The sequence below is a fragment of the Acidovorax sp. GW458-11-26-14-TSB4 genome, assembly GCF_059423865.1.
Genome location: NZ_JBWKYR010000029.1, coordinates 1 through 12466 on the forward strand (window position 1 = coordinate 1; position 12466 = coordinate 12466).

At 67.6% G+C, this 12466-nt stretch carries 10 protein-coding genes; 5 read left to right on the forward strand and 5 right to left on the reverse strand.

Going from position 1 to position 12466, the window contains the following annotated elements:
- Positions 1-359 precede the first annotated feature (359 nt).
- On the forward strand, positions 360-746 hold the full coding sequence (locus AC07X5_RS29560; RefSeq protein ID WP_494773040.1) for a hypothetical protein: 387 nt from the start codon (positions 360-362) through the stop codon (positions 744-746).
- A gap of 206 nt (positions 747-952) precedes the next feature.
- On the opposite strand, the gene AC07X5_RS29565 is transcribed toward AC07X5_RS29560, so the two are convergent.
- The 3 genes from AC07X5_RS29565 to msuE all read right to left on the reverse strand — a co-directional run bounded on the left by AC07X5_RS29565 (position 953) and on the right by msuE (position 3732).
- Entirely contained in the window at positions 953-1978 is a 1026-nt protein-coding gene (locus AC07X5_RS29565) for a methionine synthase (protein WP_494773041.1), read from the reverse strand.
- 130 nt (positions 1979-2108) lie between these two features.
- On the reverse strand, positions 2109-3092 hold the full coding sequence (locus tag AC07X5_RS29570) for a DUF1852 domain-containing protein (RefSeq protein ID WP_494773042.1): 984 nt from the start codon (positions 3090-3092) through the stop codon (positions 2109-2111).
- 49 nt (positions 3093-3141) lie between these two features.
- On the reverse strand, positions 3142-3732 hold the full coding sequence (gene msuE / locus AC07X5_RS29575) for an FMN reductase (protein WP_494773043.1): 591 nt from the start codon (positions 3730-3732) through the stop codon (positions 3142-3144).
- Positions 3733-3825: 93 nt separating this feature from the next.
- Between msuE and AC07X5_RS29580 the strand changes: the two genes are divergently transcribed.
- A complete protein-coding gene (locus AC07X5_RS29580) occupies positions 3826-4740 on the forward strand; it encodes a LysR family transcriptional regulator (protein ID WP_494773044.1) in 915 nt (304 codons plus the stop codon).
- 22 nt (positions 4741-4762) lie between these two features.
- Here the strand turns inward: AC07X5_RS29580 and AC07X5_RS29585 are convergent, their stop codons facing one another.
- Positions 4763-6118 (reverse strand): UDP-glucose dehydrogenase family protein, encoded by a 1356-nt coding sequence (locus AC07X5_RS29585; RefSeq protein WP_494773045.1) that lies wholly within the window; start codon positions 6116-6118, stop codon positions 4763-4765.
- 190 nt (positions 6119-6308) lie between these two features.
- On the opposite strand from AC07X5_RS29585, the gene lplT reads away from it, so the two are divergent.
- Both lplT and AC07X5_RS29595 read left to right on the forward strand, forming a co-directional pair.
- Positions 6309-7571, forward strand: coding sequence for a lysophospholipid transporter LplT (lplT, locus tag AC07X5_RS29590; protein WP_494773046.1), 1263 nt, complete (start codon positions 6309-6311; stop codon positions 7569-7571).
- Positions 7572-7602: 31 nt separating this feature from the next.
- Positions 7603-8661 (forward strand): glycosyltransferase family 4 protein, encoded by a 1059-nt coding sequence (locus AC07X5_RS29595; protein WP_409955981.1) that lies wholly within the window; start codon positions 7603-7605, stop codon positions 8659-8661.
- A 39-nt stretch (positions 8662-8700) separates the two neighbouring features.
- Here the strand turns inward: AC07X5_RS29595 and AC07X5_RS29600 are convergent, their stop codons facing one another.
- Positions 8701-11025 (reverse strand): putative bifunctional diguanylate cyclase/phosphodiesterase, encoded by a 2325-nt coding sequence (locus tag AC07X5_RS29600; protein ID WP_494773047.1) that lies wholly within the window; start codon positions 11023-11025, stop codon positions 8701-8703.
- 383 nt (positions 11026-11408) lie between these two features.
- On the opposite strand from AC07X5_RS29600, the gene AC07X5_RS29605 reads away from it, so the two are divergent.
- Positions 11409-12464 carry a hypothetical protein gene (locus AC07X5_RS29605; protein WP_494773048.1) on the forward strand — a complete coding sequence of 352 codons (1056 nt, stop codon included), beginning with the start codon at positions 11409-11411 and terminating at the stop codon, positions 12462-12464.
- Positions 12465-12466 lie beyond the last annotated feature (2 nt).

The following is a 12466-nucleotide window of genomic DNA, read 5'->3' on the forward strand; positions in this document are numbered from 1 at the left end:
AAAGAGGTCGAACTTCAAGGCGCTGCGGGGCGTGATCATGCGGTGGCTCGGACTGTGGCGGGGGACTCAAGATTGAGGGGGTGGGTTTTGAGAGGTTCCCATACGGGCATCGGGCATGGCCATCGGGTCGTAGGCGCGCACGTGGCGCCGGCGGCCGGCAGGTCGGCCACCAGCATGCAGCCGGAGACCTCGCGCACGATCGTCAGCGCGGCTAGCCCATACCGGAACCCATACCTCGGTAGGGTTCCCGAGCCCGCGATGCGCTTCCACAATGGGCTGGACCGTGTTGCTCTCTCTCGCAGGGCAATACGCAATGCAACTGGCCATTCGCCATCTCATCTTCCTTCGAAACCATGCCCATGACCTTTCCGCGAACCTTCTCAGCCTGCGCCGCATCCCTCCTGGTCCTGTGCGGCTGCGGCACCACCGTCACGCAGCAAGGCATCGAGCAGCGCACATCGCAGGCCATTGGCCGCGAGGTCGGCACCTTCACCATCACCGACCAGCAGAAGGAAGAAGGCAGCAACGGCCGCATCAACTACCGCGTTCGCACGCGCGAGGGGGCCAGCTACTCCTGCTACATGTATTCGCCCTCGCAGTTCACAAAAGCGATGACCTTCGGCCAGACGCCGCAGTCGGATGCGATCTGCACGGCCATGGCAGGGCAGGGTGGTGGCGGCGCTGCTACCACTGCTCCCGCTCCCGCGTCGTGCAACGCCTTGCTGCGCGCGGCGAACCGTTGCTGAGCGCGGTCGGGGTTTTTTATCTTCACTGCGCTCGCCAACTGAAGGCTTCAGACACGGGCCCCTCGCCCGCTTCCCCATACCCCAACCCGTGCTATCGCACTGCCACCGGCCGGCACATGTTGCGCGCACTGAACACCGAACCCGCGCGCAATAGCCGCGCCACTGCCGGCACCAACAGGATGGCTGTGCGCAACAGCCCGCTGGCGTCACGCCGCAGCGAGCCGCTCCTTCGCCAGCTTCGTGCCCTCTGCCAACGCCTGCAGCTTGCGCCACGCCACATCGCGCCCCATCGGTGCCAGGCCACAGTTCGTGCAGGGGAACAGCCGCTCCTTGGGCACAAACTCCAGCGCCTTGGCGATGGTGTCGGCTACTTCCTCGGGGGTTTCGACCACGTCGCTGGCCACGTCGATCACGCCGACCATCACGTCCTTGCCGGCCAGCAGCTTCATCAGGTCGGGCGGCACGTGCGAATGGATGCATTCCAGGCTCACCTGGTCGATGCTGCTCTTGGCCAGCGCGGGGAACACGGCTTCGTACTGGCGCCATTCGTCGCCCAGGGTGCTCTTCCAGTCGGTATTGGCCTTGATGCCGTAGCCGTAGCAGATGTGCACCGCCGTCGTGCAGGTCAGGCCCTGCGCCGCGCGCTCCAGCGCCTGCACGCCCCAGTCGGCGGCGTCCTTCATGTAGACGTTGAAGGCGGGTTCGTCGAACTGGATGATGTCCACGCCGTCGGCCTGCAGTGCCAGGGCTTCCTGGTTGAGCAATTCGGCAAACGCAAAGGCCATCTTCACCTTGTCACCGTAGAAGCGGTCGGCCACGGTATCGACAATGGTCATGGGGCCGGGCAGGGTGAACTTGAGCTTCTTTTTGGTGTGCGCGCGTGCCAGTTGGGCCTCGAAGGCATGCACGCGTCCCTTCAGGCGCAGGGCCGCAATTACCTGCGGCACCATCGCGTCGTAGCGGTTGTCTCGGATGCCCATCTTCACCTTGTGCTCGAAGTCGATGCCCTCGACCTGCTCCAGAAAGCCGTGCACGAAATGCTGGCGCGACTGCTCGCCGTCGCCCACGATGTCCAGGCCCGCATCCTCCTGGGCCTTGATCCACAGCAGCGTGGCGTCGGCCTTGGCCTGGCGCAGTGCGTCGCCCTCGGCCATCCACTGGGGCCAGAGCTTGTTGGTTTCGGCCAGCCAGGCAGGCTTGGGCAAGCTGCCGGCAATGGAGGTTTCAAACATCGGAGATTTCCTTTTAAGCAAATAGGGGTGTCGCGGGCGTGTTCGGAACCATTTTGCCCGAGCAGCCGGAGGGCGTGTTGTGTGGTGGCGCGTGACGGCGGGCAGCGCCGGCGCGCGGGTCAAAGCGCGGTCAAACTGCGCAGTTGGCGGCCCATTGTTCAAGCCTGTTCTTGTACGGCTTGATGAAATGCTCCTCGGCAAACTTCCCCTGCACTACGGCCAGCTGGCTGCGTTCTTCCCGGTCATACACAATCTGCGTCACCGAATAGTCCTGGTGCTTCAGGCTCGGTTGGTAGAGCTTGCCGGCCGCAGAATTGGCGTTGTAGATCTCGGGGCGGTAGATCTTCTGAAAAGTCTCCATCGTGCTGATGGTGCCGATCAACTCCAGGTTGGTGTAGTCACCCAGCAGGTCGCCATGGAAGTAGAAGGCCAATGGCGCAACGCCATTGGGCGGCATGAAAAAGCGCACCTGCATGCCCATCTTGGCAAAGTACTGGTCGGTGGATGACAGCTCGTTCTGTTGGTACTCGATGCCCAGCGCAGGGTGCTGGTTGCCGGTGCGCTGGTAGGTCTTGCTGGTCGATGCGCTGATACAGATCACGGGCGGCTTGGCAAAGCGCTGCCGGTAGGCGCTGGAGTTGGCAAACTGCTTGAACAGCTTGCCATGCAGGTCGCCAAAATCGTCTGGCAGGCCAAATTCTGCCCGGTCGGCGTTGTAGCCCGGCAGCACCACACTGAAGTCGTAGTCGCGCACGTACGACGAGAAATTGTTCCCCGCGATGCCCTCGATGCGCTTGCCCGTCTTCTTGTCGAGAATGCAGGTGGTCAGTATCTCTATCAGCGGAAATGCAGCCGTGCTGCCCTTGGCATCCATGCCCATCTCCACAGAGATGATTTCCAGCTCCACCGCGTAGCGGTCCGCCGTGGGGTTGTCCCAATGCGCCAGGGCATTGAAACGGTTGTCGATCATCCTCAGCGTGTTGCGCAGGTTCTGTTGGCGGCTCTGGCCCCGGGCCAGGTTGGCAAAGTTGGTGGTGATGCGCGTGCTGTCCGATGGTTCATAGTTCTCATCGAAGCGGATGCTCTTGAGGTGGAAGGTGGGTTCTTGGTTCATTGCGATCCCGTGATTTGGTTTTTGAGGAAAAGAATGCGGTTCCTGTTCTTCAGGCTGTAACCGGTTCATCGGCCAGGGCTGGGCTGGCGTGGTGCGTATGCCGCGCCAAGGCCACCAACGGCAAGGCCCGCTGCACCGCCAGCCGGGCCCGCTCGATCAAGGCCTCGTCTTGCAGGCGGTAGTCGACAAAATCCTTGTCGGTCGCATAGACCCCCAGCGGCAAGGTGCGCGCCTGGAAAAAGCTGAACAGCGGCCGCAACTGGTGGTCGATCACCAGCGCATGGCGCTCGCTGCCGCCATTGGCGGCCAGCAGCACCGGCTTGTCGACGAGGGCGTCTTGGCCAATGAAGTCGAAGAAGTGCTTGAACAGCCCCGTGTACGCGCCGCGAAACACCGGCGTGGCCACCACCAGCACATCGGCCTGCTCCACCGCCGCAAGCTCCCGCTCCACGGCCTCGGGCAACTGGCTGCGCCATACCGCACCCGCCAGCTGTGGCGCAATCTGGCCCAGCTCCACCAGGCGCTGCTCGCACGGCAGTTCGTCGGCGATCAGGTCCAGCAGATGCTCTGCCAGGGCTGCCGACCTGGAGGGGCGCTGCAGCCCGCCGGAAACGGCGACCAGGCGAAGGGGGCGTGCCATGTTTGCATTCATGGGATCGAATGCTAGTGGCGGCAATCAATGAAGTAAAATGGTATTACTTCATCAATCAATGAATTTGGTTCATTCAAAAGAATGCTGGAACGCATCCATCTGAGCATCGTCCAGCAGGTCGAGAAGCAAGGGTCGCTCACGGCCGCCGCGGGCGTGCTCAACCTCACCCAGTCGGCCCTGAGCCACAGCATGAAAAAGCTGGAGCAGCAACTGGGCACCGATGTCTGGCTGCGCGAAGGCCGCAGCCTGCGCCTGACCCAGGCCGGCCAGTACCTGCTGGCCGTGGCCAACCGGGTGCTGCCGCAACTGGATCTGGCCGAGGAGCGCCTGGGCCAGTTCGCCCAGGGCGAGCGCGGTGCGCTGCGCATCGGCATGGAATGCCACCCGTGCTACCAGTGGCTGCTCAAGGTGGTGTCGCCCTACCTGGCCGCCTGGCCCGACGTGGATGTGGACGTCAAGCAGAAATTCCAGTTCGGCGGCATCGGCGCGCTGTTCGGCTACGAGATCGACCTGCTGGTCACGCCCGACCCCTTGCACAAGCCGGGGCTCCGGTTCGAACCCGTGTTCGACTACGAGCAGGTGCTCGTCGTGGCCCGGGGCCATGGCTTGGCCCAGGCGGCCTACGTCAAGCCCCAGCAGCTCACGCAGGAGGTGCTCATCAGCTACCCTGTGGATATCGAGCGCCTGGACATCTACAACCAGTTCCTCCTGCCGGCCGGCGTCACGCCCAAGCGCCACAAGGCGATTGAAACCACCGACATCATGCTGCAGATGGTGGCCAGCGGCCGCGGCGTGGCGGCCCTGCCGCGCTGGCTGGTCGAAGAGTACGCCGCCAAGATGGACGTGGTGCCCGTGCGCCTGGGCGCGCGCGGCATCGCCAAGCAGATCTTTCTGGGGGCGCGCGAGGCGGACACCGCGATTGACTACGTGCGGGCCTTCATCGAGTTGGCCCGGCAGCCTGCCGCTGGCATTGCCATGGCGCAGGCAGCCCACTGACGCAACACCACTGACTTAACAGTCAAGCGGCTGAGCCTCTCCCCACCCCCCAATACCGCAGCCCATGCCTGCGCACCGTCTCCGGCCGGTACTGGTTGCGCCCATCGAACACCGCGCCCGCGCGCAGTTGCCGCGCCATGGCCGCGAAATCCGGGCTGCTGAACTCTTTCCACTCGGTCGCCAGCGCCAGCACGTCGGCGCCGGCCAGCGCCGCGTCGGCGTACGGGGCCAGGGTCAGGCGCTCGAGGTCGGCAGGGCACAGGCGGGCGGCCAGCAGGGTGCGCGCGTTGGGCATGGCCATGGGGTCGTAGGCGCGCACATGGGCACCGGCGGCCAGCAAATCGGCCACCAGCATGCAGCCCGGGGCTTCGCGCACGTCGTCGGTTTCGGGCTTGAAGGCCAGGCCCCACACGGCCACGGTGCGGCCGGCGAGCTGGCCGTTGAAGAAGGCTGATATCTCGCGCAGCAACAGGCGCTTCTGTTCTTCGTTGACCTCGCGCACGGCGGGCAGCAGGCGTGGGGTCAATTGGGCCTGCCGCGCCATCCATTCCAGGGCGCGCAGGTCCTTGGGAAAGCACGATCCGCCAAAGCCGATGCCGGGGTACAGAAACTGCGGGCCGATGCGCGGGTCGGTGCCCACGCCGATGCGCACCTGCTCGATGTCGGCGCCGTGCGCGTCGGCCAGGGCGGCCATTTCGTTCATGAACGAGATGCGCAGCGCCAGCATGGCATTGGCGGCGTACTTGGTGAGCTCGGCGGAGCGCGGGTCCATCACGATCAGCTTGTCCCGCAGCCGTGAGATGGGCGCATACAGCTCGCGCATCACGCCGATGGCGCGCGGTGACGATGCGCCGATGACGATGCGGTCGGGGCGCTGGACGTCGTGCACCGCCGCGCCTTCCTTGAGGAATTCCGGGTTTGAGACCACGTCGAAGGGCACGGCTTCAGCGCCGCGCGCCGCGAGCTCGCCACGGATGGTGCGCGCCACCTCGTCGGCGGTGCCCACGGGCACGGTGGATTTGTTCACCACCACGGTGTACTGATCGATGTGCCGCCCGATGGTTCGCGCCACCTCGCCCACCTGCGACAGGTCGGCCGCGCCGTCATCGGCCGAAGGCGCGCCCACGGCGATGAAGACCGCATGGCGACCGCGCAGGGTGCCGGGGTCGGCGCTGGTGGCCAGCTTCAGCCGGCGCGCGCGCAGGTTGCGCTCGACGATGGCGTCAAGCCCGGGTTCGTACAGGGGCAGCTGGCCGTCCTCGATGGCCTTCACGCGGGCCGCATCGCGCTCGATGCAGACCACGTCGTTGCCCATGTCCGCAAAGCAGGCGGCAGAGACCAGGCCGACATAGCCGGCGCCGAAGACCACGATTTTCATGCCACGACCTTTGGGGGTTGGGTGCTTGTTGCTGGTGTTGCTGCTGGCCCGGTTGTCGCGCGCGGGCGCGACGGGGCGATGACGGCGGCGTGTCGGGCGCAAGACAGGCGGGTGCGTCATGCGAGCGACACATGCGCGCTGCCTAATGGCCGGCCATGAACGCATGTGGCACCCCCAGAGGCCGCACCCCATGAGCATGCAGGGTGTGCGCCTGCTGGTCGCCGCGCAGTTCGTCTCGGGGCTGGCCGACAACGCGCTGCTCGTGGTGGCCATTGCCTGCCTCATGCAGATGGGCGAGGCGGCCTGGCTGGCGCCGCTGCTCAAGCTGGTGTTCACCGTGGCCTATGTGGTGCTGGCGCCCTGTGTGGGCGTGGTGGCCGACCGCTGGCCCAAGGAGCGGGTGATGCTGGCCGCCAACCTGCTCAAGGCCGGCGCTGCGCTGGCCATGCTGCTGGGGCTGCACCCGCTGGCGGCGTTCTGCCTGGCGGGGCCGGGTGCGGCCTGCTATTCGCCCGCCAAGTACGGCCTGGTCACCGAGCGCGTGCCCGCCGCGGCGCTGGTGCGCGCCAATGGCTGGCTGGAGGTGAGCACCGTGGGCGCCATCATCCTGGGCACGGCGCTGGGCGGCTGGCTGGTGAGCGATGTCTTCACGGCCCTGTGGGGCCTGGGCGAGGAGGGGCAGGCGGGGCTGCAGCCCGCGTTGCTGGCCGTCATGGCCGTGTACCTGGCGGCGGGTCTGCTCAATGGCTTCATTCCCCGGCGCCCGGCGGCGGGGGCCTCGGCGGCCTGGCAACTGCCGGCGCTGCTGTCGCGCTTTGGCCTGGCGCAGCGCACGCTCTGGCGCGACCGGGCGGGCGGCATGTCGCTGGCGGTCACCACGCTGTTCTGGGGTGCGGGTGCCACCTTGCAGTTCGTGGTGCTGGCCTGGGCGCAGCAGTCGCTTGGGCTGGGGCTGGACCAGGCGGCCTACCTGCAGGCCGTGGTGGCGGTGGGCATTGCCGCGGGCGCGGCGCTGGCGGGGCGGTGGGTGTCACTGGCGCAGGCGCCGCGCGTGCTGCCGCTGGGCGTGCTGATCGGGCTGGCAGTGCCGCTGATGCTGCTGGTGGACACGGTGGCCTGGGCCATTCCGCTGCTGGCAGCGGTGGGCTTTGCATCGGGCGCCTTCATCGTGCCCATGAACGCGCTGCTGCAGCACCGCGGCCATGCGCTGCTGAGCCCGGGCGAATCCATCGCGGTGCAGAACTTCAGCGAGAACCTGAGCGTGCTGCTCATGCTGGGTGCCTACACGCTGCTGCTGGCGCTGGGCTGGACCACGGGCCTGCTGATTGCCGCGCTGGGCCTGCTGGTGGCCGGCTGCACGGCGCTGGCCGGCTGGCGCTGGCACCTGTCTTGCCGTATCGGCACTGCCTTGCCGCCCGATGCCGCGCAGGCCGCCCCCTCCCCACACCCCTGACAGCAACAACGCAAGAGATAGAGAGGCGCCGATGAAGATACTGATCGTGACCGATGCCTGGGAACCCCAGGTCAATGGCGTGGTGCGCACGCTCAAGATGACGCGCGCCGAGCTGCAGCGCATGGGGCACGAGGTGGAGATCCTCTCGCCCCAGGGTTTCCGCTCCATGCCGTGCCCGACCTACCCCGAAATCTCGCTGGCGCTGACCACGCGCGCCGAGGTGGGCCGCCGCATCCGCGCCATCGACCCGGACTGCCTGCACATCGCCACCGAGGGGCCGCTGGGCTGGCTGGCGCGCTCCTTCGCGCTGCGCGAGGGCTGGCCTTTCACCACCGCGTACCACAGCCGGTTTCCGGAATACGTGCACGCCCGCATCGGCCTGCCCACGCGCTGGAGCTATGCCATGCTGCGGCGCTTTCACAACGCGGCGCGCGCCACGGTGGCGCCCACGCCGGCCATCGTCGATGACTTGAAGGCGCGGGGCTTCACGGGCGCGCGGCTGTGGTCGCGCGGGGTGAACCTGTCGCTGTTCTCGCCCGAGGGCGAGCGCATGGAGCGCAGCAGCGAGCCGCTCTTTTTGTACGTGGGCCGCATCGCGGTGGAAAAGCAGGTGCACAAGTTCCTGGAGCTGGACCTGCCCGGCGAAAAGTGGGTGGCAGGGGAGGGGCCCGAGCTGCCCCGGCTGAAAGCCAAGTTCCCCAAGGCGCGCTGGATCGGCGTGCTCGACGGCCCGGCGCTGGCGTCGGTCTACCGCACGGCCGATGTGATGGTGTTCCCCAGCGTCACCGACACCTTCGGCCTGGTGATGGCCGAGTCCATGGCCTGCGGCACGCCCGTGGCGGCCTACCCGGTGCCTGGCCCCATCGACGTGGTGGGCAACGACTCGCCCGGCGGCGTGCTGCACGACGACCTGCGCACCGCCTGCCTGGCGGCGCTGCACAAGCCGCGCGAGCCGGTGCGCCGCCATGCCGAGCAGTTCAACTGGGAGGCCGCCACGCGCCAGTTCGTGCAGGCCCTGGCGCCGCGGCGCGCCCAGGCACCGGTGCCACCGGTGAGCGGCGAGGTGGAACTGCCCGGCAGCGCGGGCTGAGTGGGGCCTGCGCGGAGCGCCGCCGCCAGGCGCTCAGGATCATTCCACTTCGGCGGTGCCGGCGGTGCGCAGCAGCCAGTGCTGCGCCAACTGCTCCGGGGGGATGGCCTTGGCAAACAGCCAGCCCTGAAAACGCTGGCAGCCCATGCCGGCCAGCAGGCCGAACTGCTCCTCGGTCTCCACGCCCTCGGCCACCACGTGCAGGCCCAGGGTGCGGGCCAGGGCGTTGACGGTGGCGCAGATCTCCCAGTCGTTGGTGTCCTGCACGATGTCGCGCACAAAGGCCTGGTCGATCTTGAGCTCGCCCACCGGCAGGCGCTTGAGCTTGACCAGCGACGAGTGCCCGGTGCCGAAGTCGTCGATGGACAGCGCGAAGCCCGCGTTGCGCAGCGCGTGCGCGGTGGCGTAGACCGATTCGTCGAGCAGCTGCGACTCGGTGATCTCCAGGATCAGCGCGTCCGGCGCCACGCCCTCGCGCCGTGCCGCGTCCAGCAGCGCCTGGGCAAAGCCCGGCTCGCGCAGCTGGATGCCCGATACGTTGACCGAGATGCGCGGCAGGCGCAGGCCCTGTGCCCGCCACTGCGCGATCTGGCGGCAGGTCTGCTCGAACACCCACAGGCCGATGGGCACGATCAGTCCGCTCTCTTCAGCCATGGGGATGAACTCGTCGGGCGGCACGGCGCGGCCATCCACCGACCAGCGCAGCAGCGCCTCGGCGCCCACGGTGCGGCGCTGGTGGTCCAGCTGGGGCTGGTAGGCCAGCGTGAATTCGCCATTGCGCAGCGCGCTGTGCAGGCGCCGGCGCAGTTCCATGCGCCGGCTGGTGATCTGCGTGAACTCTTCGATGTAGAAGCGGTACGTGGCACGCCCTGCGCCCTTGGCGGCGCGCAGCGCGGAGTGGGCGTGCTGCACCAGCTCGGCGCTGGAGGCAGCGTCCTCCGGGAACATGCTGATGCCGATGCTGGCGCCCATGAACTGCTCGCCCAGGCTGGCCAGGTTCCAGGGCCGCCCCAGCCCCTCGACCAGGGCCACCGCCTGCTGGGCCAGCAGGGTGCGCGAGGCCGGGCGCTGCACCATCACCATGAACTGGTCGTCGGCCAGCCGTGCCAGCAGGCCTTGCCCGGCCAGCAGCTCGCTCAGCCGCCGGGCAGCCTCGCGCAGCAACGCGTCACCGGCGCTGCGGCCGTAGGCTTCGTCAAAGCTCCTGAAGTCGTCCAGGTCCACCAGCAGCAGGGCGATGCGGCGATCAGACGGCAAGGCGCCGCGCCCCGCCTCGGCCACGGCGCGCTCCAGCGCATCCTCGAAGAAATAGCGGTTGGGCAGGCCGGTCAGCGCGTCGAAATTGGCCACGCGGTACAACTGCTCCTCGTTGCGCAGCACGGCGGCTTCGATATGGCGCAGGCGCTCGATCAGGCTCAGCCATGAGGCCTGGCGCAGCGCCGCCAGCACCAGCACCAGCAGGCAGCAGGCCAGTACCAGCCACTGCTCGGCGCGCCGCTCGCTGTGGGCGCCCAGGAACAGCCACGCCAGCGTGGCGGCCGCAAGTGTCATGGACACCAGTGGCAGGTAGTTCATCAGTTGGTCGCAGTGGCGGCGGTAGCCGGGGGCGCTGGATGCTTCCAGGCGCAGCCAACGCGTGCCCCAGCCGAAGGCCAGCGCCGACAGGCTGTAAACGCCGTTGGTCAGCGGGGCTCCGGGGCGCAGGCTGCCGTCGAGCAGTTCCACGTTCCAGTTCATCCAGCTGAGGCCGTATCCCAGCATGCCCAGCAGGACCAGCAGGTGCGGACGCGTCAGCCGGGCACCGACCAGCGGCACAGCCAGCGCCATCACGCCGGCCGCCGTGAGAAAGCTCACTGGGTAGAGCACCACCACCGCAGCCACGGCAAACTCGCCAATGGCGCCGGCGGGCAGGTAGACCAGGTAGATGATGAGGGTGAAGGCCAGCAGTGCCAGCACCGCGCCGCCAAAATCCAACGCAGCGGGGTAGGCCCGGCCCGGGGCCAGCCGCGTGAAGGCGGCACGCAGCACCGTGGCGGCCCACAGCGGCCCGGCCGTGAGAAAGAACAGGTCGGCCGGGGCCGGAAACGGGTTCCAGTCCAGCGCCACCTGCACGATCCACACGACCTGCCCCAGGGTGATCAGCAGCGCTCCGGCAAAAAGCCCCGTGCGCAGCGCGCGGTCGGCCGGTGCCGCCTGCCGGCAGCCGCGCCAGGCCAGAAAGGCCGACAGGCTGAAGGCGGTAAGCCACGTGGCGTTGTCGAAGAACAGCTGCGCGCCGTGTTCGTGTGCCCGTTGCGACAGGGCGAACAGCAGCACGACCGCTACGGTCCAGGCCGCTGTGAAAAGTCGTTCCGCAAGAGGCATGGGCGAGGAGCGTGCGGTGGGTCGGTCTGCCAGCTCAGCAGTTGCGCGACCATGCCGTCGGCGCCCCGGTGTTGCGGCTACCTTGCAGGCCGGTCAGCGACACCGGGGACTGGTGGGCTAGGTGTTCCGTCCAGTTCATCGCAGGGCTCCGTCACGGTGTTGCACCGCGACGGGCGCGGAATTTCGACGCGGCCTGCCAATTGGCAGGGGGGGTTGTAAGCATTGGTTACGATACCATGCTGCGCGGCTTTGATGACAGTGCTGTGACATACCGGGCCGATGCGCCAGGGCGGCCTTCAGCCATGCGCAGGCACAACAATCCGGAAAGGATGGGGGCTTCAGCGACAATGCGGCGCATCGCTGTTGCAGTGGAGGCATATCCAATGAGCTACGTGGTCCACATCTGGGAGCACCCCGAACCGACCAGCCTGACGGCGGCGGATCGTTTGCATGAGTACCTTTCCGATCGGCCTTCGCCCCGGTCCGCAAAATGGAAGCGTCTCCATGACGAGGTGGAATCGCGCATGGCGGCGCTGGGTACGCCCATGGAGTGGATCGAATCCCCCATAGACCCCGAGCACCGGGAGCGCACCTACGGCCTGCTGTTCGACGGGCCGGAGAATTTTCAGCAGGTGCTGGTGCAGAGCGCCACGGCGCTCGGTCTGAGCGTCTACGACGACCAGGCGGCACGCCTGTATCTGCCGTTCGGCTATGTGCTCACCTTGGACGGCATTGCGCGCATGGACTGGGGCGATGGCGCCATGCCGCCATCCCGCATCGGCCCGGCAGAGCGCGAGGCAGTGCTGGAGCGCTGCGAGGCGGCATGGCGGCCGCGGTTCGAGGCGCTGGGTTTTGGCCTCAAGCGTGGCGAGCTTTGGCGTGACGCGATTCCGCTGGTGGCCGAACGCACCGTGCCAGTGGGAACGCAGAGCATCGAGATCAGCTTTTCTGCCTCTCAGGACCGCCTGTCGTGCAGTGTGGTGGCGGCTGTTCTGCCGGACCTGCCCGACGCCGTGCGCGAAGCCTGTGGCGGCGTCAAGCAGATCCAGGTGCGTGGCCGCGAGTACCGTGGCATGGCCGCCTTCATGCGCGATTCCGGCAACGAGCCGCTGAGCATCGGCGGGGCCTTGCGCAATGCCGAGTACGTGGACCGGCTGATCGATGGCCTGTTCGAATACCTGGACGACGAAATCCTGCCCACGCTGGACGCCTGCTCCACGGCCGACGGCGTGCTGCATGCTGCGCTGCACCCGGACGACACGCCGGGCGTGCTGCGCCCGAGCAGGCTCACCTTGGCCCTGGCCTGGCTGGCCGGCGATGTCATGCTCGACTGCGTGCTGGCTGACTTCGCCACGCGCCACCCGGATTGGTACCAGGACTGGGGGCGTGAAGTCAGCGAGGCACTGCGCGCACTGCCGGGGAACCTGCGGGGCGGGTAGGC